Here is a 23,247-nt window from a genome sequence, read left to right as displayed (position 1 = left end):
TACGTTGTTATACAAAATTTCGAGTGTCGTTATTTCTGCCGAACCGGTAGGATGCTAGCAAGAAGAATACCACAGCAAAAGCGAGAAGCATCATGACATTGAACCAGATCCCTATGCCTACTGGCCCATTTTGCAAAGCCCCGATTGATTTAAGCACCCAATGTTGTGGTAGAAAATCAGCGATGCGTTGGATACTATGTGGCATAATATCCAGTGGGAAGAAGCATCCAGCAAGCAGGCAGGTGGGTGTAATAATGAAATTTTGAAGTGCACCGGCCATAGCTGTATTTCTGGAGAACGCCACAATGACTAGGGAAAGACCTACCGCAGCTAACCCGAACAAAGTAAGAATTCCCATGAGATCAAGCACAGGTAGACCCGGATCAAGATGGAACACGACCGTTAAGAAGAAGACTGCCACGCATACCTGTATGAACATTACAATCATATTTACAATAATATTAGATAACACGTACATTTTAGCACTAACTGGTGCGGATATGATCCGGAAGTACGTTCGATTTTCTCTGTTTTTGAGAATCAGTTCAGAAAGTCCCGAAGCCGAATTCAGCATGAACAGAATCAAAAAACCAATCGATTGGTAGGACATTTCTTTGTTCACTGAACTATCATTGACTTCATTGGATATAAGCTTGAACTGAGGCTGTTGATAAGACCTATAGAGTTGTTGAAATTTCGCCGAATCACCTGCTGCTACTTTACTTAATGAAGACAAATTCCCGATGTATTCATCCAGCATCGATTTCACATAACTCGTAACCTGTGAGCCCTTAACAGATTGTAGAATAATGTGACCTGGCTGATGTTTCATCACACTTTCCGAATACCCTTGTTCAATAATTAACCCCATATCCAGCTTACTATCTGCAAGTTGATTTCGAAGCTGTTCACGCGTAAGTGCATATGCTTCAACATGCTGAAGTTTCTGAACAAAGGCAAGCGTGTCCTTGGATAAATAACCTGATCCATCTTCATTTACAAATCCGATACGTAGATGACTTTGACCGCCGCTATATAACAGGGTAGAAGCCAAAATTCCTATGATCGGAAGACCGATGAGCAGGAACCAATTGGCACGAACACGGAATGTGCGGCGGAGTGAATTTTTAACCAGAAAAAATAGTTGATTCAACATGTTCACAATCCCTCCCTACGACGCATAATGAGCGCAGATACTCCTATTAATACTGCAGCCGCTGCAAGATTTACACCGATGACCTGTATAGCAAGCGTAGATTGATTGCCATAGATTAGGCTCGTAGCCGCGTGATTCACCCAGCGAATGGGTGAGAGGGAGACCAATGTACTCATAATCCCTTTCCCCGCATCATCCCCAATTGGGAAATACGCACCACCCAGAAAGGAAGCCAGTTGAATGATCAAGTTGATTAGACCCATCGTAGCCCCACCCTTGAAGATATAACTAAGTGTAAGTCCTAGACCTGTAGCGAGCACGACCTCGGTGAGGAGCAGTCCTAAGGTCAGACCCATATGATCTCCCCAGTAGGCCTTGAATACGTACTTACTGAACAATACAACGACAACCACACAGAGCATACTCTGAACCACACTGCCCACGATCTTTCCAATAAAAATCTCGGCCTTGCTGACGGGTGCCGCCATCAGCCGAACTGCCGTACCTTCCTTAATCTCTCCGCTAATGAGCTTCGCACCGGGTAATGCTGCCCAGAATCCAATCATTACACTCATGGCTAAAGCGTAATAATCTATAGAGCCTGGCGAACGATTAGCTACAATGGAGGTCTCCTGCACAATGCTAGCCCCCGATGCATCTGCCGTGATTTGCTGTACTTTGGCGGGATCGTGCTGAGCTACAGCAGCCACAGCATTATATTTATCTGTGAATGCAGTGAGCATGCCTTGCACAATGTTACTCTCTATCGGATTCCGATTACTGCTATATAGAGAAATCCCATCTTTATCCACACTTGCGAACGCTGTGTAATGATTGTTCTTCACTTCTGCCTTCGCATCCATACCCGCCTGTAACGGTACGAATGTAATTCCATTTTTCTTGACTTCCTTCTGGAATGCATCGAACCCTTGTTGCAAGGGCCCTGCATTTGATACTTCTTGAACTAACACTTTAATTCCACTGACTGTTGCCCCACTATTGAAGGCACTGGATAACGTTAGGCCCAAAATCAGCATAAGGACAATAGGAAAAGCGAGCATGAATAATAAGGTTCGACGGTCTCGAAAATCCCGTTTAATCTCCTTCAAAGCTATAGATAATATATTCATTACTTCACCCCTCCTAGTTATCCCGTAAATTTCGGCCTGTTAAGGTTAAGAAGACCGTCTCAAGATTAGGTTCTTGTTCTTCAACAGCGCGAATCTCGGCCCCGCTATCCATGAGCTGTTTTAAAATTCGATTTAAATTATCTACAGTGGCATCACTATACACATGAAGGCGGTTCTCTTCTTGCTGCGCCGATCTTACGCCAGGAATATTCGTTAGGGATTCTAATAGAATCGACTCTTGCGTCTTAAGCTCGATATGAATATCTTTGACGTCTGTAATCGTGGCCGTTAGTTGTTCTTTCGTTCCTTCTGCAATGATTTTTCCATGATCTACAATAGCAATACGAGAACAAATCTCCTCTACTTCTTCCATGTAATGACTCGTATAGATAATGGTGCATCCCGATGCATTCAATTTGCGGACTGAAGCTAAAATGTAATTCCGTGACTGGGGGTCAATGCCAACCGTCGGCTCATCCATAATAATCAGCTTAGGCTTATGGGCTATGGCGCAGGCGATATTTAATCGACGCTTCATGCCGCCCGAGAAATTCTGAGGTTTGCTCTTCGCTTTATCGGCTAAGCCTACGAACTCCAAAGCTTCAAGCACTCTGTCTTTCAGTTCAACTCCCCGCAGACCATACAATCCAGCAAAGAATTCCACATTCTCATAAGCAGTCATCATTTCATAAATAGCTAAATCCTGCGGCACGATTCCTAGATTCATTTTGGCAAACCGGCTATTCTTCACCAGATCCCGATCCAAAAGGCGAATTTCACCGCTTGTAGGTCTAAGTAGCGAGGAGATCATATTAATTGTTGTACTTTTCCCTGCTCCATTTGCACCCAGAAAGCCGAAAATCTCACCTTCTCTTACCGTCAGGGACATGTTGTCTACCGCAATAAAATTTCCGAATTTTTTAGTTAGGCCTGTAATTTCTAGAATATTCATTGTTATTCCTCCGTTCTTTAGTTAACCTTTCATGATCTTATTGTAAGAAAAAGGATGAACTCATGTCAGTGCATAAGTTCATCCTTTAGAGGTGAGAATCTTCATATCATGGAGTCTAGTAGGGGATGAGAATATCCATGTCTGCTCACAGGTCTCCCTAAGAGACTAATAAGGAATCAGCATTGTAATGCTAAAACCTTGGCTCCCGTCTGCAATCAGTGTGCCCTGAACGGAAGCTGTACGTTCCTCCATGCCAATGAGCCCAAGACCTTTCACGATCTTCGTATTTCCTTGTCCATTGTCGGCAATCACCGTCTTTATCCAGCTTTTTAACACTCTTACTTCAATATGTACCGTAGTAGCATTTGCATATTTAGCCGTATTCGTTAATGCTTCTGTTACATTTGCATGGATGACTCGCCAATGTAGCGGTGTAATTTTATTTAACTCTCCTTCTTGAAGCAATGTAACACGAAGTTCGGCCCTTGCTCCAAAGCTTTCCGCAGCTGATTTCAATCGATTGAATCCTAGTTGTTCCACAGCGGGTTGAATATTTTTGAGCGTGAGGCGAATTTCTTCAATACCTTCTTTGGAGATACCGATGGCATTGTTCAGCAGTTCATCCGCTTTCTCCGGATTTGTGCGAAGCAATCGCCTTGCGGCCTCCATCTGATACAATGCTCCCGTCATCGCATGTCCAATCCCATCATGTATGGTCTGGGAAAGACGATTGCGTTCTTCAAGCTTGGTTGTATACTCGGAGGTGCGCATGAATTCCTGATTTCCCAATAGAAGATTGGTTAATCGTTGTCGATCAGAACGTTGCTGATCTGCTTGCTCGTTAAGTTGCAAGAGTTGGATGGTAATTTGCTTGATCATTCTATAGTTGAGGAGACTTACCAGACTCACAAGGAGATACAGCGGTACACTATCTGAGGGTAGAAAAAAGAGTGGAATGAATACCAATATAAATACTATAGGCTGAGGTTTAGATCGCCCTGAATGAAGTTCATATACGCTAAATGGAATTAACAGCGCAAAGATAGCATGGTAGGACACTGCACTCCAGCACAGACCCAGGATGACTACACCCAGCATAATCTGTCTGAACTGGCTATATCTAGTTCCCCATATTAATATAATAAGATTCATAGCCACATAGACTAGGCCATACAGCACAAGCCATTGGGTATCCTTTGGATCGGACTGAACACATAAGTAGATTACATACAGCATAACTATTAGTTTGTTAATGACCGACCATAGCTCCATTATATATGCCAACCTTCCAGCTTTAGCGGGTTCTCCCCGTTAGATAGTAAATCGCAATTTGCGTGCGGTGCTCCAGCCCTGTTTTGTTCAAGATCGAGGTAATATAATTGGCGGTCGTCCCTTCGGAAATGAAAATTTCCTTAGCTATTTCCTTGTTCGAATAACCCTTCGCAACTAAAGACATCACGGAGAGCTCTCTGTCCGTAAATGGACGCTCATCAAAGGGCAGCTTATCATCATTATCATCATCATGACTCTTCTCAAGAGCAGCCTTCTCTGAGGACAACGTAAGCGCGGAACGGGGTTTATCTGGTGGAGAATGCGTCGGCAAAAATGTTGTAACTGAACGCTCATCCTGCTGCGATTCTTGAGGAACATGTTCGCCGCGGGGCAACAACATACTGGAAGCCAACTTCCCCATGACTACATCTTGAAGCACATTATTCCCAGCGAAGACACTTCGTATGGCGTCACATATTCGCTCAGGCTCGTTATTTTTCAGCATATATCCCTTAGCTCCATAGCGAATGGCATCTACAATATATTCATCATCGTCGAACGTAGTTAGGATTATCGGTCTTGTGCTCGTATCTTGCACTATGAGCCTTGTGGCCTCTACTCCGTTCATGATGGGCATCCTTACATCTAGAAGGGCAACATCAACTTCGTGTTGTCTGCAATAGTCCACGGCTTCTTGTCCGTTGCTGACCGTCGCAATGACATCAAATTGCTCAAAGGTGCCTAGAATGATACGCAATCCCTCACGAATAAATGAGTTATCATCAGCAATCAATACCTTAATCTTCATGCATACACGCTCCTTCTGGAACTATTTTACACGAATGGTTCACGATCCTTCTAGTCAAAAGATTAAAAAAGAAGATCTCATTACACGAGATCTTCTTCTATGTAGCGTTCAATCGAATAAAGGAATTCCTTATCATAATTCGAGCGGGATCATTCGACGTTTGCGCTCTTTAAATGTAGCTAACTCCCGAAAGCCTATATCGTATAAGGTGCGACGAGCTACGTCTAAATTCTCACTTAACTTCTCCGGTGCATGTGCATCAGAACCTAGGGTGAGTGGGATACCTAATCGTAGCGCTTCTTCCAATATGCGCTGACTTGGGAACATTTCTTCACAGACCTTCGTAAGCCCCGATGCATTGAGCTCCATCGCTACACCTGCTTGAAGAATAGCATGTAATGTGGCTTGCTCCATGGCTATAACCTCAGATTCCAGTGCTGGTGAAGGTGTATACCCAAAGCGTTTGATGACATCCACATGGCCCATAATATCGTAAAAGCCAGTTTTCGCTGCTTTTTGAACAGCATCATAATACTGTCGATATACAGCCAAAATGTCCTTGCCCTCCCATTGATGGGTCTGACGATGATCTGAAATATCCCACTCTCCGAGAAAGTGAACGGAACCGATTACATAGTCCCACGGATAAGCTTCAACAATATGCTGAATATCCTTTTCCCAGCCTTCAATATAATCGCCTTCCAGACCCACACGAAGATCAATCTGCCCTTTGTACTTCTCACGAAGCTCTAAACATTCTGCTACGTAACTAGGAAGCTCGCTCATAGGCATAGCCATCTCCGGGTAGTATGTTTCAGGATCCACATGAAGGAGCGGCATATGATCAGATAGTCCAAGTTCACTAAGGCCTATATCTATACCACGTAGAACATATTCCTCTAGCTCACCTACAGCATGTCCGCAGCGAACATGGTGGGTATGGTAATCAATAAAGTAAGCCATTGCATGGAACCTCCCGCTTATTAGTCACGTCTTGGTCGTTCATGACGACGATCCAGCTCGCTCATGATATCATCAAGCGGAAGATTTCGCTCCTGCAAAAGAACCAAGAGATGGTATAGCAGGTCACTCACCTCTAATCGCAGCTCATCATTATCACCATTCTTAGCGGCGATGATTGATTCGGCCGTTTCCTCGCCTACTTTTTTCAGAATCTTATCGATTCCCTTCTCGAACAAATAGGTAGTATACGCTCCTTCTGGCCGAGTCACATGACGCTCCCGAATAATCGCTTCCAGTTCTCCTAGAACCGCAAAGCGATCGGAAGAAGATGAAGACTCCTCGGACTTTACTTTCTCCATACTTGGCACTTGAGATGTGGCCGCAGCACGGTAGAAGCAGCTCTCCGCCCCTGTATGGCAGGCAGGACCTGCAGGGCTTACAAGCACGAGCAGGGCATCTGCATCACAATCATACCTAAGCTCTGTAAGGGTCTGAGTATTTCCTGACGTCGCTCCTTTATGCCATAATTCCTGACGAGATCGACTCCAAAGCCATGTTTCACCGGATGTTATCGTCTTCTCAAGCGATTCCCGGTTCATATAAGCTACAGTCAAAACATCTTTGGACTGGTTATCTTGAATTACAGCCGTAACTAGGCCATCTGTACTCCATTTTATCTGCTCTATAAGACTACCCAGTGGTAGAAGTTGTTCTAATGGTTGACTCATCGTATTTCCACCCCTCTGTGTTTGAGATCTAGCTTCAGATCCGGAACTGCGATTTCTTTGTAGTGAAAAATGGTCGCTGCTAGCGCCGCATCTGCCAAGCCTTCGGTGAAGACATCATAGAAATGCTCCTGACGTCCTGCACCACCTGAAGCGATGACAGGAATATGAACTAGGCTACTCACTGCACGTGTCAAAGGCAGATCAAAGCCATCCTTCGTTCCATCAGCATCCATACTTGTAAGCAGAATCTCACCCGCACCACGCGATTCCGCCTCTTTTACCCAAGCCAGTGCCCGTATGCCCGTAGGTTTGCGTCCACCATGAGTGTACACTTCCCATTCTCCCCATGCTTCATTGAACTTGGCATCGACAGCCACTACAATACACTGGGAGCCGAACTTTAGCGCACCCTCTTGAATGAGACTTGGGTTCAGGACAGCCGCTGTATTGATGCCAATCTTATCTGCACCTGCTCGAAGAATGCGTTTCATATCATCGACATGGGAAATACCCCCGCCCACCGTAAAAGGTATGCTGATCTCACCTGCGGTCTGGCGGACCACCTCAATCATGGTGGCTCTCCCTTCGTTCGAAGCAGAGATATCCAAGAAGACGAGCTCATCCGCCCCTTCTCGGTCATATAGCGCTGCGAGTTCTACTGGATCTCCAGCATCCCGAAGATTCACAAAATTAACACCCTTTACGACCCGGCCGTCTTTTACATCAAGACACGGAATAATTCGTTTGGTCAGCATGCTCTACTTCCTTTCCATTCCCAAGTATCTAAGCCTTGGCGTTCAATGCTTGAATGGCCTGAGCCAAATCTACACTCCCCGTATAGAGTGCCTTGCCTACGATTGCCCCTCCAATACCTTGATCTGCATAAGCAGCCAGGCGGACTAAGTCATCTTGCGTAGTTACGCCACCTGATGCAATAACAGACTGTCCCGATGCCAAAGCCAAAGAACGTATGGCTTCAATGTTAGGCCCCTGCATCATTCCATCACGGGAAATATCGGTAAAAATGAACGTTTGTGCACCCTTAGCAGCTAATTCTTTTGCCAAAACTTCAGCCTGAACTTCGGAAGTATCCAACCAGCCGCGCGTAGCTACATACCCATTTCTTGCATCAATCCCAATCGCTACTTTATCACCATATTGCCCTAGAAGCGCTTCAGTAAAAGCTCGATCTTCAATAGCAGCTGTACCTAAAATAAGCCGACTTACCCCTAATTGCAATAAATGCTTCACATCATCTATTGTGCGAATGCCGCCCCCAACTTGCACAGGCACTTGAACACTTCGTGCAATTTCACCAATAAGGATATCGTTCACAGGATGACCCGCCTTGGCTCCATCTAGATCCACCAGATGTATAAATTCACCGCCCTGAGCTTCCCAAGCCTTCGCGGCTTCTACTGGACTATCGTGATAGATGGTCTCTTGAGCATAGTCCCCTTGGATCAACCGGACACATTTGCCGCCTCGAATATCTATAGCTGGATAAATTATAAATGACATAATCGCTGTTCCCCCTGCATGTCCATGATTAATGCGTTCATTGTAAGCTTGGTTGTATTCTGTGATGCACTACAGACTGAGCAAAAGCAATTTATATGAATGATACACGGTAGTAACTCAACCTTAATTTTTCCCTTCGGCAATCGTCAAAAAATTTCGTAAAAGAGACATGCCCAGCTCGCCACTTTTCTCAGGGTGGAATTGCATTCCATACACATGCCCAGCTCCTACAATAGCGGTTACAGGTTGTTCATAGTCCGTCACCGCGAGCAGATCTTCCTTACGATCAGGTAGAACATGATAGGAGTGGACAAAATACACATGCCCTTCAGTTAGCCCTTCGAATAGGGGGCTGGTTGATTGTGTATACGTTAGATGATTCCACCCCATATGAGGAACTTTGTAGCTGCCTCCTTCAAAGCGCACCACATGCCCGGGCAGGATACCTAGGCCGTGATGAATACCATGTTCTTCACTTCGATCGAATAACAGCTGCATACCCAAGCAAATGCCAAGCAGAGGCTTGCCGCTTTGCGCGACCTCTTTTACCGTTGTTGCAAGACCGCTCTCTTGTAAGTGCTGCATCGCATCCCCAAAAGCCCCCACGCCCGGAAGAATAACACCTTTCGCCCCTAAAATAATTGATGGGTCGTTCGTTACGATCGTATCAAACCCCAGTCGTTCACAGGCTTTGGCGACACTATGCAGATTGCCCATTCCGTAATCAACGATGGCGATAGTCACTAGATTAGAGCACTCCTTTCGTGGAAGGCACTCCCGTTACCCTTGGATCAATAGTGGTGGCTTCATCCAGCGCACGACCTAATGCTTTGAATACCGCTTCGATCATATGATGAGTATTCGATCCATAGTGTACGATGACGTGTAGCGTAATACGGGCCTCAAGTGCCAACTTCCAAAGGAATTCATGCACTAATTCTACTTGAAACGTGCCTACCTGTTGAGAAGGATACTCCGCACGATATTCAAAATGAGGGCGATTACTAATGTCGATCACAACTTGAGCCAGCGCCTCATCCATAGGAACAAATACGCTAGCATAGCGTTTAATTCCTCGTTTATCTCCCAGCGCCTCACGCAATGCATGACCTAAGCAGATACCGATATCTTCCACGGTGTGGTGGTCATCTATTTCTATGTCCCCCTTGGCATCCACATTCAAATCGAACTGACCATGCTTTGTAAATAGATCTAGCATATGATTTAGAAAAGGTACATCCGTCGCAAGTTGAGAAATACCTGTACCATCCACTGCAAAATTAAGTTTAATGTCGGTCTCATTCGTCTTACGGCTCAGTTCTGCCTGGCGAATCACTGGATTAGTTGTCATGAGCATTCCCTGCCTTTCCTTCTCGTTGAAGTCGAATCTCTATCGCTCGGGCATGGCCTTCCAGCCCTTCACGTCTTGCAAGCTCCATGATGGTCTCGCCATTGTCCAGAAGCGCCTGTTTGCTATAGTAAATCATGCTTGATTTTTTTATAAAGTCATCCACATCAACGGGGGAAGAGAACCTGGCCGTCCCGTTTGTCGGAATAATATGATTAGGCCCTGCAAAATAATCTCCTACAGGTTCCGAACTGTAAGGCCCTAAAAAAATGGCTCCGGCATTCTCAATCAGGCTCAAATAGCTCATAGGTTCATGGACCATCAATTCCAGATGCTCCGGCGCAAGCCGGTTAATGACCTGGATTCCCTCTAATAGAGAGTCCACCAGCAGAATTACGCCATAGCGTTCAATCGATGCGGCGGCAATGGCACGCCGCGGTAGCTCCGCGAGCTGGCGCTGCACTTCCTTTTGGCAAGCCTGAGCGAACGCAGCTGAATCCGTCACGAGAATGGCCGAGGCCATCTCATCATGTTCAGCCTGCGAGAGCAGGTCGGCGGCCACAAATGCGGCATCGGCGCTGTCATCCGCCAGCACCGCAATCTCACTCGGGCCTGCGATGCTGTCAATATCGACAGCACCGAACACTTCGCGCTTCGCCAGCGCCACGTAGATATTGCCAGGCCCGCAAATCTTATCGACCGGCACGATGCTCTCCGTGCCGTAAGCGAGGGCGGCGATCGCCTGCGCTCCGCCGACCCGGTAGATCTCTCGTACGCCGGCCTCAGCGGCGGCTACCAGAATATACGGGTCTATGCCCGCTTTCCCCCCGGTCGCCGGTGGCGTGACCATCACAATCTCGGGCACACCCGCTACTTGCGCGGGGATGACGTTCATTAATACGGAAGACGGATAAGCCGCCTTTCCGCCGGGAACGTACACCCCCACCCTTTTTAGAGGCCGGATGATCTGACCCAGCAGCGTCCCATCCGGCTGAAGATCCATCCACGAATTACGTTTCTCTTTTTGATGGAAAGCCCGAATGTTTGCAGCTGCCGCAGCAATGGCCTTTACAAAAGAAGGCTCCACCTGACTATACGCTGCTTGAAGTTCTTCCTCTGTCACTCTGAGCTCATCAGATTCTAACGTCGTGCTATCGAACTGAGCCGTATAGCGAAGTAGTGCCCGGTCCCCTTCACTTCTTACATCCGCTACAATCCGCTTAACTGCAGCATTTTGTTCTGGTGAGCCATATTCGACTTCTCGCCGCAGATCATAGTCTTGAGCTGATACAATTCTCATCGATACTTCCCCCTGTCTAGACGCCAATCACTTTCTGTAAAGCATCACATACACGTTGAATCTCGGCATTTTTCATACGGTAACTGACCCGATTGGCTACAAGGCGGCTAGTGATCTCAAAGATACTCTCCATCTCTACAAGCCCGTTGTCCCTCAAAGTCTGTCCGGTCTCCACCATATCGACAATACGGTCGGCGAGTCCAATTAATGGAGCCAGCTCAATAGATCCGTTCAGCTTAATCACTTCTACTTGCTGCCCTTGTTCTCTGAAATACTGGGAAGCTACATTGGGATATTTTGTTGCGACGCGTTGATGGATACCCGGCTCCCAATCCGGCAGAGCAATCACGGACATGCGGCAACGAGCAATACCCAGATCCAGAAGCTCATAGACATCTCGATCTTCCTCTAACAGCACATCTTTTCCCACAATACCAATGTCCGCTACGCCATATTCTACATATGTAGGTACATCCACGGGCTTGGCCAGTATAAATTCCATATTCAATTCAGGTATAGGAACTACTAATCTACGTGAATCATCGACATCCAGCGGTATATCCAGTCCCGCCTCGCGGAACAGAGCCGAAGCTTTTTTATATATACGTCCTTTTGGCATAGCAACCTTCAGAATCTCACCCACGGTTCAAGCCTCCTTCCTTCTTTTAAAGATTGTTGTTATATATTTAGTGTTATATCTATAAGTACGAGCTTTACCGCTCTAGCTTCATATCCTCACTATTCAAAAATAAATATTTCTTTATATAAATCACTTGTATCGGATTCATATATCTTATCAAGACCATCAACATGTCTCGTAATAACCACGTCACCCTTGCCTCGTAGTTCTGACGCGATCTCCAGCGCCTTTCTTCTTCCGGAGGCCATATATTGAATCAAGGTCGGTAGAGGTTTCTCTGAATGGATTCCATTTACACCATCCAAAATACGATTGGTCTTAAGTGCGAACCCTGTCGCTGGAACCGCCCGTCCAAACTGCTGTAAGAGATTATCATACCGCCCTCCACTACATACAGGAAATCCGAGTTCAGCCGCATACCCTTCAAATATCAACCCCGTATAATAAGAGAAATCACCAATCATGGTTAAATCAATCAATACATGATCCGCCACACCATAATCCTCTAACGCTTCCCATACTTTACAAAGATGCTGAATGGAGGCTTGGGCTAGAGGTCTTCGGCTGAGTTCCAGCGCTTCCTTGCATATTTCCTTACCACCCCGAAGCCGTAAAATCCCTTGTAGTTCTTCCTTTTGCATCGCCGTGATATTGAGCTTGGACAAGGCTTCTCTGTACCCTACATAATCCCGGTGAAGTAGACCTTCTTTCAGTACCTCTCTTGCATCTGCTTGTGCCGGGAGTGCCTCCTCTAAGATGCCATTCAAAAACCCTACATGTCCTAAGGCAATTTTGAACGTCTTCACCCCTGCCGCCTGTAGGGAGGCAACGGCTAGCGCCACAACCTCCGCATCCGCCTCAGGAGAGCTATCTCCCACCAATTCAAGTCCGGTCTGAAAAAATTCTGCCTCTTTTCCGGCTTCCTCTTCAATCGATCGATACACATTTGCATGGTAGGATAGACGAATCGGTAACGTTTCTTCTTTTAATAGAGAGGATACAACCCGAGCAATAGGGGCCGTCATATCGGAACGGAGCACCATGGTCGTTCCCCTGTTATTAAGCAATTTAAAAAGTTTTTGATCGGATGTTGAGCTAGCTACACCTACAGTATCGTAATATTCCATCGTAGGCGTCATAATCTGGCTGTATCCCCAGCGTGACATACACATTAATACATTGCGTTCAATAGCACGCAGACGCTCCACCGCATAGGGTAGATAATCTCTGGCACCTATCGGCTTTTCGAATCCTTTGGGTTTAGACATGTCTATTCACCTCTTCTAATAATGAAATGAGTCGGTTCTGTGATGTAGGATATTTCTTTAGTCTTTACTTCTTTATCTTTATTTCTTTATTTAAATATAGAATTGCGTTTTTATGACGAGTTATTTCATTACGGTAAAGTGCTACCATGCTACCAAACTAAAGAATAAGAGTTATGGTAACACAATCTCTGTGCATCGTCAACGGAACTATTCCTTAATACTAACGAGTATACCTATTTCACCCTAAATCTGGCAATGACGCAGTATTTTTAAAACATAAAACGTTTTATCCTTCTTCTCCGTCTTATTTATAGAGCTAACAAACCAACTTCGTTTCTATATACATGAAAGGAGAAACCAGATTGCAATTAGAAGATCATCAACAAGCTATAGCTGCTTGTCACGGGGATGAGCAGGCTTTCCTATACTTAATAGAAATTCATCAAAGAAAGATGTATGGGATTGCTTTTAGCTATCTACATCATGAAGCAGACGCATTAGATGTAGTCCAGAATACGGTATATAAGGCCTGGCTAAAGTGTAGAAGACTTCAAGATCCTACTCGTTTTACTCCGTGGCTTTTTCGCATTTTGATTCACTGTTGCATGGATAAACTTCGCAGACGTAAGAAGCATAGCGCTGTGGCTGTAGATTTCTTTTATTCATCGGAGACCTTAGAGATGGTCAACGTCTATAGAATGGATCTAAATAAGGCTATGCAGCACATGAAGCCAAAATATAGACACGTGCTCACCCTCAGATATTTTCAGGATATGACCGTCTCTGACATCGCGATGGTACTTAATAAATCAGAAGGAACGATTAAGACTTGGATACACCAGGGACTAAAAAAATTGAGATTCTATATGGATCAAGGAGGGGAGAGATATCATGAGTCGTTCTGAGGAAGATATGCTACATGAACTTTTTAAGGATAGCCGAACTGCCCAAGAGCAAGTGTCAGAGTCGTTGCTTAATGAGGCCGCCCTCAAAGGGACAGCACGTGCACAGCGCAGCAAGAACTCTATTCGGAAAGTGGTCAGATGGACCGGAGTTGGTGCTACGCTGTTTGTCATATTATTATTTATAAGTCTAAGAATGTCTGAATCGTCTACACCGATTGCTCCCCAGTCCCTCCCTACTCCTATCCTTTTCAAGGCTGAACCTGAGGTGATTGCCAGCATTAAGTCTAATTCCGCTTGGCTACAGGCTGCCAATCAAGGCTTATATCAACCAATCCATCGTACACAGGAAAATAAGGGCTATAAGGTTACTGTCTCCGGTGTTCTAGCAGATAATCGTAGGCTCATTATTTTTGTTACAACTACCAAGCTCAGTGGTGTTGCCCTGCACAGAGAGAGAGCCACCTTTACCGACCGCAATCATACATCACTAGATGCTTCGTATGCTCCTTTTTTAGAGACGACTACGCTGCCTAACGGTTCGACTAGAACTAGGGGTTATTATGTCTTGGACTTTTATGGGCAGCAACAAACGCCAGACATGCTGAATATTAATCTATGGGGAGCAGATTCAGAGACATCCATAGATCGAGAGCTAGTCCGTCTTCAATTAAATGTAGATGCCTCTCGCTTCATCCATCTGGATCAAGTCATACGTTCGAATCAACGATTGCTCTTGAACCGTCATGACATTGCCTTTAACCGATTAATTGTTGGGCCACTGCATAGTGAGCTTGAATTAACCTATCTAGATACCATCCAAGAAAGCATTCACAGCTTTATCAAACCTCATCTTAGTATAGGCACACAAACATTCCCCTTCCAAGGTTCTGCACAATCTTCTTCTGCAAGCGGGCCGAATCATTTATTCTTTGAGTCTATCTATTATGTAGATCATTCAGCTGTAACCTTCCAAGCAGATGGCTGGATTCAGAATACCGCACAGTCCATGACCATGAAGCTCAATACAGATACAAAGCAGCTTATACAGGTACCAGACGGCCGAACAACAATTAAAGATGTAATTCACAATACTGATTATCTCGAACTCCAATTTAGCGTAGAAAAAGAGGAAAATTCCCAAGCAGCATTATCCAGTCAATTCGTAATAGCTCAGCAATATACCGATGCGTCGGGTAAAGTTTATCAAGCGATAAGCCCTGATCCATCCCCAGGATTTCCCTATGCTTTCACTGAAGATTCTAATTCCAAGCGTCGTTACCTTTATCATTACTTTATAAAAAACATATCCTATAACCAACCGCTTACCTTTACTCCCTCTAGTTATCCTGGTATTTCTTTGATCCAGCCCATTCACATCCAGCTCAAAAAAGCAGAGGACAGAAAGTAGAGAACAGAAAGTAGAGAACAGAAAGTAGAGAACAAAAAGTAGAGAACAAAAAATAAAACGAAAAGAAGACTCTCCACACCCTCTAGGGTAGGAAGAGTCTTCTTTTTTTAGTATCCATGAATTCTAAGCACTTGAAATGCGAGCTAATCAAAATTGAAGGTACATTACACTTAGCCATTACACCAGCTCTTCGGAAATACGCCTTAACTCTTGCAGTGGATTTCCCCCTACAAAACTGCCCGCAGCTACATCCTTATGCACCATGGAGCCCGCAGCAATAACGGCGCCATCGCCAATCGTAACGCCCGGAAGAATCGTCGTGTTTGCTCCAATCAGCACCTCATCACCGATAAGAACATCCCCAAGACGATACTCCTTAATTAAATACTCATGCGCAAGGATCGTCGTATTGTAGCCTATGACGCAGTTGCGACCAATTGTAATTTTCTCCGGGAAAAAGACGTCCACCATCACCATAAGTCCAAAGGCCGTATGCTCTCCCACTTTCATCTTCAAAAGATTTCGATACAGCCAGTTTTTAAACGAGAGAATGGGGCAATATCTGGCGATTTGAATCACCACGAAATTACGTATCCCTTTCCAAGGGCTAACCGTCTTATAAATTTGAAGTAGGGCATTCGGGCCTTCTACAGGATGGCGGGTTACCTTTCTCACTTTGCTTCAATCTCCAATCCAAGCACATGATATAAGTCTTTCATATCACTCAGAATATAGTTAGGCTCATATTTCTTTAATACGTCGGCCCCTTTAAGAGACCACGCTACTGCTGCTGACTGCACGCCCGCAGCTCGTGCGGATTGTAGATCTGCGGGACTATCCCCAATCATAAGGGTTGTGCTAGCTTTTACTCCTAGTCTCTGCACTGCTGTAAGCACAGGTTCAGGATGGGGTTTAGGATGATTCACATCATCTAATGTGACCACTTCTTTCAAATATTTCAGTAGTCCGAACATTTCTAGTACCATAAGACTGGATGCTTTCATTTTCGTAGTGACCACCCCTAGGGTGTATCCTTTTTGATAGAGGGTAGCCATCACTTCTTCCACATGAGGAAAAGGCTGCACCATGTCATCATGTCTCGATGAGCTATATGAACGGTACTCCGTCACTAAATCCTCAACATCTGAACGGCCAGAGAATTGTTGTAATTGTTGTTGTAGTGTCATCCCCATATGGGGAATGATTTGTTCTTTCGTAAAAGGCTGTTGAACATGCGGTTGCAGAATATGTTGAAATGAACTGATAATCAGTTCATTTGTATCTATAATGGTTCCATCTAGATCAAATAGTATAGTATCTATCATTCGTTTCTGTTACTCCTTCCTATCCTTTAGCTTGTCCTCTGCATCAGTCTCTTTATTAATAGACAGAGAATGGAGTCCCTCATTTGTCTTTGAAGAATGGGTGTGTAGAACAGATTCCGGAAGCTCCTCTTGAGACATGTGAGTAGACATAATTGGATCAAGGTAATGCACTTTAGCCAAACCTGATCTCCGGCGGTATACAATGAGCGCAATCGCAACAATAAGTATAATCAGAGCTAGCAACTGTGAAATTCTTATATTTCCATACGCAGAATCCAAAGCACCCGCTTCAAATCCAAAAGCTTTCATAGGAGACCATAATCCATTAATGAATGAGGCTAGCCAAGTCGGTCCTTGAAATGCGAGACTGTCTGTACGCAAGTTCTCGATGAAGAAGCGCCCAATGGAGTACCACATGAAATAAGACAAGAACAATTCCCCAGCACGCAAAAACCTCTGCCGCCTTAACACTAACAATAATAATAATCCTACGATGTTCCATACCGATTCGTATAAGAAAGTAGGGTGATGGAACACACCTTCAACATTCATTTGTTCTACTATAAAATTAGGCAAATGCAAGTGATCCCTTAAGAAAGTCTCCGTAGTAGGACCACCATAGGCTTCTTGATTCACAAAGTTACCCCAACGACCAATTAATTGCCCTGTAATCAGTCCCGGGGCACATATGTCCATGATACGCCAGAACGAATAGCCTTTTTTGCGGGTGTAGATTAGAGCACAAAGGATAGCGCCGATAAGAGCACCATAAATAGCAATACCGCCTTGCCATATTTTAAAAACATCGAGGGGATGATCTTTGTACTCATCCCATTTAAAAGCTACATAGTAAATACGCGCGCAAATAATGGAGGAAGGAACCCCGAACAGGACCAAATCCATGAAAAACTCAGGCGCAATTTTAAATCGATTTCCTTCTCGAATCGTTAGATATAGTCCGATTAAAGCCGCCGACCCCAAAATCAGTCCATACCAATGGACAGCTAAGGAACCAATACTAAAGGCAATCGGGTTCAGTAACAACGTTTGCATCATATACACTCCTAGTCCAGATCATCTACATCTTCAGCAATGGTCTCTGTAAGCTTTGTTGTGAATTGCAAAGCAGCATTGTATCCCATCCGTTTTAGACGGAAATTCATAGCAGCTACTTCAATAATAACGGCTAAGTTACGACCCGGACGCACAGGAATTGTAGCTAAGGGTACATCTGTATCAATAATACGAGTGGTTTCCTCATCTAATCCCAGTCGGTCGTATTGCTTCTCCTGCTGCCAAGCTTCAAGCCGAACAACTAGTGTAATTCGTTTGTTATTCCGAATAGCGCCTGCTCCGAATAACGTCATTACATTAATAATGCCGACGCCACGAATCTCGAGTAGATGACGAATTAGCTCTGGAGCTGTACCATGCAACTGGTTATCCGACGTTTGACGGATCTCCACCGCATCATCTGCAATTAGGCGATGACCACGTTTTACAAGTTCTAACGCTGTCTCACTTTTACCTATTCCGCTCGTTCCTGTAATAAGCATGCCCACACCATAGACATCGACGAGAACCCCATGAATTGTTGCTGTTGGAGCTAGCTTACGTTCGAGGAAGCCTGTAATGCGGCTGGATAGAATAGTTGTAGCCATACTGCTACGCAGAATAGGAACATTCATTTCTCCGCCAATTTCTACAAGTACCTTCGGTACTTCTAAGCCCCGCGTAATAATAATGCAAGGCGTCTCTGGGCTGCTGCATAGACGTTCTACCCGATCACGCTGCTCTTTTTCAGGCAAAATATCATAAAATGCAAGTTCTGTTTTCCCTAGGATCTGAACACGTTCAGGTGGGTGATATTCAAAATATCCAGCCATTTCTAGGCCAGGACGATATAAATCATCTACAGTTATGGCTCTCTTCAAGCCTTGTTCACCGGATAGGACCTCTAATCCGAATTGGTTCACGAGTTCTGACACTTTCACTTTTTTAGCCATTCGAGTTCTTCCTTTCGTACCGATGCGGTGATTAACTTTATATATCATAGTCTTTATGGAAAGAGGCAACCTTCATACTCAAAAGTGTTCCGTATCCATCGTAATGGAAAAAGCATGTTAAATCAATTATAAGTCCATGATGACATCCAAAATTGCTTTGTCTTTAATTATATAAAAAAACCGCCCCTAAGGGCGGCTCTTATATAATATTTACTTAGTAAGTAAATACGTTTTGTTCGGTTTGCTTATCGAAGATATGGACTTTGTTCATGTCGATCGCCAATTTCACTTGATCGCCTTCACGTGTTCTGGAACGTCCATCTACACGAGCGATGACGGAATCTGTTCCTACACCGTTAAGGTAGATTTGCATTTCGTGTCCAAGATTCTCAGTCAAATATACATTTGCAGAGAACACAGTATGCGGTGAAGCCTCAAGGAATACAGGCTCTTCATGGATATCTTCAGGACGAAGACCCATAATTACTTCTTTACCAATATAGCCTTGTTCTTTAAGAACCGTTGCTTTACCTTGTGGTACAACAAGTTCAAGACCGCTAGATTTGAAAGTTACCACACCATTTGCATCGCTAAGCGTTCCGTTAATGAAGTTCATTGTAGGGGAACCGATAAATCCAGCTACGAAAATGTTTTGTGGATGATTGTAAAGTTCTTCAGGTGAAGCCGCTTGTTGAATAATACCATCATGCATAACTACGATACGATCGCCCATCGTCATAGCTTCAATTTGGTCATGCGTTACGTAGATACAAGTCGTTTCAAGGCGCTTAACCAACTTTGTAATTTCCGCACGCATTTGTCCACGAAGTTTAGCATCCAAGTTGGAAAGAGGCTCATCCATAAGGAAGACTTGTGGATCCCGTACAATCGCACGGCCCAAGGCTACCCGTTGACGTTGACCACCTGAAAGGGCTTTAGGTTTACGATCAAGCAAGTGAGTAATATCTAGGATTTTTGCAGCTTCACGCACACGTTGGTCAATTTCTTCTTTTTTCACTTTGCGAAGTTTAAGACCAAACGCCATGTTTTGATATACGTTCATATGTGGATACAAAGCGTAAGATTGGAATACCATTGCGATATCACGATCTTTAGGAGCTACATCGTTCACTACACGGTCGCCAATGTACAATTTACCTTCAGAGATCTCTTCAAGACCTGCAATCATACGAAGAGTCGTAGACTTACCGCAACCAGACGGTCCAACCAGTACCAAAAATTCCTTATCTTTAATATCCAAATTAATGTCATTTACAGTAGCTTTATCAGCTCCGGCATATTTCTTGAAAATATGTTCTAAACGTACACCTGCCATTAGTGTTGCCCCCTAAGCTTTATTTAAAATATCAATCATGTAATCGTATACATTTTCTAATATTATCTTAACCTAAAGCCTACCTGACCGCTATACACAAAGTGCACAAAAAACCTATTTCCTTTTCGTCACTTTATACAATAAAAGAGTTAACTTCACCAGAACGGCATCTTTAAAACTACGAACATCAAGCCCCGTCTCCTGTTTTAACTTATCCATTCGGTATAATAACGTATTTCGATGAATATACAGTCGCTTAGCCGTCTCACTTACATTGCAGTCTAACTGGAAGAAGGTCTCTAGTGTGGTCAATGTCTCTTGATCCGTAAAACTTGTTGTATTAGACTGGGTAATCGTCTGTTCGAGGAACTGCCTACGTTCTTCATCAGGGATACTATAGATCAGACGTTCTAAATGTACCTCCCAAGGTAAGTGAATATGCTCAGTTACATGGAATAGACGTCCTAGTTGAATAGTCGCTTTCATTACAGACGTAGCATCAAGCAATGATGATATAGGGATGATGGGTTCTGTCACAGAAAGATGACATACGCCTACCCATTCATTCGAGATCAATTCATAAAGACCTTGGCATAATGCTGATAACATATCATGTTCAGCCTGTGCACCTGCTTCGCTTTCCTCACGTAACCCATCCAAAGAATTCTCATTAGCAAGAATGAGCCATTCTTTATTTAATAATGGAATGAGGACCACATCTCCATCAAAGTAACTCTTCATCAATTTATTTAAACTGCTATACGTAATTTCAGGTTGAATTCGGTTCTCATAACTTAATAAAAAAGGAACCATGGTCTCCGATAATGTATTCCTCAGTCCAAAAGAATCGGGAATCTCTTGGCCTTGATTACCAAGTTCCCATTGCTCTTGAAGCCATTTTCCTAGTTCTACATCTCGCGAATCTCCCTCAGCTTTCGACTGTTTCACTTCAGACACGGATAGAGATGTCATTATAAGCAATTCTATTAATTTTCGCTCCATGTTGCTCAGCTGCGTTATACCCACTTCAAAGTATTGCACATCCGAAGAGGTAATCTGAAAAGCAAAATAAATCCGATCCTCTATACAAAAAGAAGAATCCGATAACTCTTTGTTATCCTGAATTTTTATCTGCCATTCCTGAATAGACATAGTTTTTAATTCTATTTTAAAACCAACAATATCTTCAAGCCTTGTCTGTAACAAATTCATATCCATAGTTAAAAACACCCTTCCAATGCTGTAGATATAGCCTAGTTTTTTTATAATAAAGGTCACAGGTGATTTATTGGTGTTTGAATCGTGGCTGCTTTAGTTTGGTTTCTAATATTGATTTTTAATTTGATTTTGGCTTGATTTTGAATTGAATCCAGTTTTAGCTTTGCTTTTAATTACATTTTTTTGTTCTAGTTTTGTTTCTTGTTGGTTCTAATGTTGAATCTTCTTCTAATTCTGATTTTGATTCTGTTTTTGATTTACTTCTAGGTTTAGTTTAATTTAAGTCTATCCTTTTTTAGTTCTCATTTTGATTCTCTTTCTGGTTCTGGGGTTCTGGTTCTGATTTAGCTTTTCTTTCTCGTTTAGTTCAAGGTCCGGTCCTAATGATTTTTCTTCAAATTTTTTTTTGATTTTTTTTATTTAGATTTGTTTTGCTTTGGATTTGTTTTTTCGATTTTATTTTTATTTTTTATTTTGTTTTGGGTTTGATTTTGAGTTTAAGTTTATTTTTGAGTTTGAATTTGCTTTTATTTTCTTTTGGATTTTGATTGTGTTTTATATTAATTATCTGGTCTTTCAAAAACATCATTTACATCAAAAATAACATAATTAAAATTTTTCTAGAGAACTTATTTCTTGTCATAATTCTCTGATGCTATGATTTACATTGTAGCACAGTCATTTACCAGACCCATCCTTCTCAAATTCCTTACCACATTTAATTAAATAACATACTAACATTAATTAAATATTATTAGTAATCTACAGATTCTGTTTTCTAATCCTATTGTAATAATCTTATTAGCAGAACATGATGTTATCCTAGCCCTAGCTTACTTTTCATAGCCATTAAAGGATACATTTAAATACTAACTAATCAAAGAAATTCAAGATAATGCAAATTTAATAGTGAGGCATAAAATATATCTATCTCTAGAAATAACAAAAAACCGCTAATCCTAAGATTAACGGTTTTTTTAGCAATGAGCCATGAAGGGCTCGAACCTTCGACACCCTGATTAAAAGTCAGGTGCTCTACCAACTGAGCTAATGGCTCGTACTGGTGGAGGCTGATGGATTCGAACCACCGAACTCGTAGAGAGCAGATTTACAGTCTGCCGTGTTTAGCCACTTCACTAAGCCTCCATATACAATTAAAAAATGGCTCGGGACGGAATCGAACCGCCGACACGAGGATTTTCAGTCCTCTGCTCTACCGACTGAGCTACCGAGCCACACTAAAAATTTTCATAAAAATAAAGTGGTTAGATTAACATCCCACTTCTTTGTGGAAATATTCATCTTCTATGAATAAGATGGCGGAACTGACGGGATTCGAACCCGCGGTCTCCTGCGTGACAGGCAGGCATGTTGGGCCTCTACACCACAGTTCCGCATTATTCAAAAAAATGGTGCCGGCGAGAGGACTTGAACCCCCAACCTACTGATTACAAGTCAGTTGCTCTACCAGTTGAGCTACACCGGCACATATGGTGGAGGCTGAGGGGATCGAACCCCCGACCCTCTGCTTGTAAGGCAGATGCTCTCCCAGCTGAGCTAAGCCTCCATATGTAACAATAAAAGGTAAAATAGCGGCGAAGGGGATCGAACCCCCGACCTCACGGGTATGAACCGTACGCTCTAGCCAGCTGAGCTACACCGCCATAATAAATGATTAATTGATACTTGTCCTATAAATAGGATAGTGGCGGAGAGAGAGGGATTCGAACCCTCGCACCACTTACGCAGTCTAACCCCTTAGCAGAGGGTCCCCTTATAGCCACTTGGGTATCTCTCCAAAGCATCATCAAGGTTTAATCCTTGAAAACTAGATACGAAACGAAGCTTTGCGTGAATTGAATTGTTGAATAAGCCCTCGACCGATTAGTACTGGTCAGCTCCATGCATTGCTGCACTTCCACCCCCAGCCTATCTACCTCGTCGTCTTCAAGGGGTCTTACAT

22 protein-coding genes, 8 tRNA genes and 1 rRNA gene are annotated in these 23,247 nt (G+C 43.7%); 2 read left to right on the top strand and 29 right to left on the bottom strand.

What is annotated here, in order from left to right:
* Window positions 1–7 precede the first annotated feature (7 nt).
* The 14 genes from J2Z69_RS12045 to J2Z69_RS11980 all read right to left on the bottom strand — a co-directional run bounded on the left by J2Z69_RS12045 (window position 8) and on the right by J2Z69_RS11980 (window position 13,086).
* Complete coding sequence (locus J2Z69_RS12045; protein WP_209862784.1) at window positions 8–1,156, bottom strand: ABC transporter permease; 1,149 nt, start codon at window positions 1,154–1,156, stop codon at window positions 8–10.
* A gap of 2 nt (window positions 1,157–1,158) precedes the next feature.
* Window positions 1,159–2,286, bottom strand: coding sequence for an ABC transporter permease (locus J2Z69_RS12040; RefSeq protein WP_209862781.1), 1,128 nt, complete (start codon window positions 2,284–2,286; stop codon window positions 1,159–1,161).
* A 13-nt stretch (window positions 2,287–2,299) separates the two neighbouring features.
* The gene (locus J2Z69_RS12035) at window positions 2,300–3,238 is read right to left on the bottom strand and encodes an ABC transporter ATP-binding protein (protein ID WP_209862779.1); all 939 of its coding nucleotides are present in this window, start codon (window positions 3,236–3,238) and stop codon (window positions 2,300–2,302) included.
* A 165-nt stretch (window positions 3,239–3,403) separates the two neighbouring features.
* Window positions 3,404–4,510 (bottom strand): sensor histidine kinase, encoded by a 1,107-nt coding sequence (locus J2Z69_RS12030; protein ID WP_209862776.1) that lies wholly within the window; start codon window positions 4,508–4,510, stop codon window positions 3,404–3,406.
* A 22-nt stretch (window positions 4,511–4,532) separates the two neighbouring features.
* Window positions 4,533–5,318 carry a response regulator transcription factor gene (locus tag J2Z69_RS12025; protein WP_209862773.1) on the bottom strand — a complete coding sequence of 262 codons (786 nt, stop codon included), beginning with the start codon at window positions 5,316–5,318 and terminating at the stop codon, window positions 4,533–4,535.
* A gap of 132 nt (window positions 5,319–5,450) precedes the next feature.
* The gene (hisJ, locus tag J2Z69_RS12020) at window positions 5,451–6,281 is read right to left on the bottom strand and encodes a histidinol-phosphatase HisJ (protein WP_209862770.1); all 831 of its coding nucleotides are present in this window, start codon (window positions 6,279–6,281) and stop codon (window positions 5,451–5,453) included.
* A 20-nt stretch (window positions 6,282–6,301) separates the two neighbouring features.
* On the bottom strand, window positions 6,302–7,009 hold the full coding sequence (gene hisIE, locus J2Z69_RS12015) for a bifunctional phosphoribosyl-AMP cyclohydrolase/phosphoribosyl-ATP diphosphatase HisIE (RefSeq protein ID WP_209862768.1): 708 nt from the start codon (window positions 7,007–7,009) through the stop codon (window positions 6,302–6,304).
* Entirely contained in the window at window positions 7,006–7,764 is a 759-nt protein-coding gene (gene hisF, locus J2Z69_RS12010) for an imidazole glycerol phosphate synthase subunit HisF (RefSeq protein ID WP_209862765.1), read from the bottom strand. The genes hisIE and hisF overlap by 4 nt, the downstream gene beginning before the upstream one ends.
* Before the next feature lie 28 nt (window positions 7,765–7,792).
* On the bottom strand, window positions 7,793–8,533 hold the full coding sequence (gene hisA / locus J2Z69_RS12005) for a 1-(5-phosphoribosyl)-5-[(5-phosphoribosylamino)methylideneamino]imidazole-4-carboxamide isomerase (protein WP_209863525.1): 741 nt from the start codon (window positions 8,531–8,533) through the stop codon (window positions 7,793–7,795).
* 120 nt (window positions 8,534–8,653) lie between these two features.
* Complete coding sequence (gene hisH, locus J2Z69_RS12000) at window positions 8,654–9,274, bottom strand: imidazole glycerol phosphate synthase subunit HisH (protein ID WP_209862763.1); 621 nt, start codon at window positions 9,272–9,274, stop codon at window positions 8,654–8,656.
* A gap of 4 nt (window positions 9,275–9,278) precedes the next feature.
* Complete coding sequence (gene hisB / locus J2Z69_RS11995; protein ID WP_425355006.1) at window positions 9,279–9,887, bottom strand: imidazoleglycerol-phosphate dehydratase HisB; 609 nt, start codon at window positions 9,885–9,887, stop codon at window positions 9,279–9,281.
* Window positions 9,871–11,178, bottom strand: coding sequence for a histidinol dehydrogenase (hisD, locus tag J2Z69_RS11990; protein WP_209862760.1), 1,308 nt, complete (start codon window positions 11,176–11,178; stop codon window positions 9,871–9,873). The genes hisB and hisD overlap by 17 nt, the downstream gene beginning before the upstream one ends.
* A gap of 16 nt (window positions 11,179–11,194) precedes the next feature.
* Window positions 11,195–11,821 carry an ATP phosphoribosyltransferase gene (gene hisG, locus J2Z69_RS11985; RefSeq protein ID WP_209862758.1) on the bottom strand — a complete coding sequence of 209 codons (627 nt, stop codon included), beginning with the start codon at window positions 11,819–11,821 and terminating at the stop codon, window positions 11,195–11,197.
* Between the two features lie 95 nt (window positions 11,822–11,916).
* The gene (locus J2Z69_RS11980) at window positions 11,917–13,086 is read right to left on the bottom strand and encodes an ATP phosphoribosyltransferase regulatory subunit (protein WP_209862756.1); all 1,170 of its coding nucleotides are present in this window, start codon (window positions 13,084–13,086) and stop codon (window positions 11,917–11,919) included.
* A gap of 362 nt (window positions 13,087–13,448) precedes the next feature.
* On the opposite strand from J2Z69_RS11980, the gene J2Z69_RS11975 reads away from it, so the two are divergent.
* Window positions 13,449–13,991, top strand: coding sequence for a sigma-70 family RNA polymerase sigma factor (locus tag J2Z69_RS11975; protein WP_245339265.1), 543 nt, complete (start codon window positions 13,449–13,451; stop codon window positions 13,989–13,991).
* Window positions 13,978–15,399, top strand: a complete 1,422-nt coding sequence (locus J2Z69_RS11970; protein WP_209862752.1) for a DUF4179 domain-containing protein — start codon at window positions 13,978–13,980, stop codon at window positions 15,397–15,399. Before J2Z69_RS11975 ends, J2Z69_RS11970 begins: the two co-directional genes overlap by 14 nt.
* Window positions 15,400–15,576: 177 nt before the next feature.
* Here J2Z69_RS11970 and J2Z69_RS11965 read toward each other — a convergent pair whose 3' ends face one another.
* The 15 genes from J2Z69_RS11965 to J2Z69_RS11895 form a co-directional block, all read right to left on the bottom strand.
* Window positions 15,577–16,074, bottom strand: coding sequence for an acyltransferase (locus tag J2Z69_RS11965; protein WP_209862748.1), 498 nt, complete (start codon window positions 16,072–16,074; stop codon window positions 15,577–15,579).
* Entirely contained in the window at window positions 16,071–16,724 is a 654-nt protein-coding gene (gene ppaX / locus J2Z69_RS11960; RefSeq protein WP_209862745.1) for a pyrophosphatase PpaX, read from the bottom strand. The genes J2Z69_RS11965 and ppaX overlap by 4 nt, the downstream gene beginning before the upstream one ends.
* Before the next feature lie 9 nt (window positions 16,725–16,733).
* Complete coding sequence (lgt, locus tag J2Z69_RS11955) at window positions 16,734–17,777, bottom strand: prolipoprotein diacylglyceryl transferase (protein ID WP_209862742.1); 1,044 nt, start codon at window positions 17,775–17,777, stop codon at window positions 16,734–16,736.
* A gap of 11 nt (window positions 17,778–17,788) precedes the next feature.
* Entirely contained in the window at window positions 17,789–18,730 is a 942-nt protein-coding gene (hprK, locus tag J2Z69_RS11950; protein WP_209862739.1) for an HPr(Ser) kinase/phosphatase, read from the bottom strand.
* A 214-nt stretch (window positions 18,731–18,944) separates the two neighbouring features.
* Complete coding sequence (locus tag J2Z69_RS11945; RefSeq protein WP_209862735.1) at window positions 18,945–20,066, bottom strand: ABC transporter ATP-binding protein; 1,122 nt, start codon at window positions 20,064–20,066, stop codon at window positions 18,945–18,947.
* A gap of 114 nt (window positions 20,067–20,180) precedes the next feature.
* Window positions 20,181–21,284, bottom strand: coding sequence for a PucR family transcriptional regulator (locus J2Z69_RS11940; protein ID WP_209862732.1), 1,104 nt, complete (start codon window positions 21,282–21,284; stop codon window positions 20,181–20,183).
* Between the two features lie 984 nt (window positions 21,285–22,268).
* Window positions 22,269–22,341: transfer RNA gene (locus J2Z69_RS11935), tRNA-Lys, on the bottom strand.
* A gap of 4 nt (window positions 22,342–22,345) precedes the next feature.
* Window positions 22,346–22,430, bottom strand: a tRNA-Tyr gene (locus J2Z69_RS11930).
* Between the two features lie 16 nt (window positions 22,431–22,446).
* A tRNA-Phe gene (locus J2Z69_RS11925) sits at window positions 22,447–22,519 on the bottom strand.
* Between the two features lie 82 nt (window positions 22,520–22,601).
* Window positions 22,602–22,678 (bottom strand) — tRNA-Asp (locus J2Z69_RS11920).
* A gap of 16 nt (window positions 22,679–22,694) precedes the next feature.
* Window positions 22,695–22,770, bottom strand: a tRNA-Thr gene (locus J2Z69_RS11915).
* Between the two features lie 5 nt (window positions 22,771–22,775).
* Window positions 22,776–22,851, bottom strand: a tRNA-Val gene (locus J2Z69_RS11910).
* A 23-nt stretch (window positions 22,852–22,874) separates the two neighbouring features.
* Window positions 22,875–22,948: transfer RNA gene (locus J2Z69_RS11905), tRNA-Met, on the bottom strand.
* Window positions 22,949–22,990: 42 nt separating this feature from the next.
* Window positions 22,991–23,082: transfer RNA gene (locus J2Z69_RS11900), tRNA-Ser, on the bottom strand.
* 66 nt (window positions 23,083–23,148) lie between these two features.
* Window positions 23,149–23,247, bottom strand: a 23S ribosomal RNA gene (locus J2Z69_RS11895); the annotation flags it as partial.

This window comes from Paenibacillus shirakamiensis, assembly GCF_017874255.1.
Lineage (GTDB): Bacteria > Bacillota > Bacilli > Paenibacillales > Paenibacillaceae > Fontibacillus > Fontibacillus shirakamiensis.
Note: the sequence above shows the minus strand (reverse complement) of the source record. Positions and strands in the feature narration are given on the sequence as shown.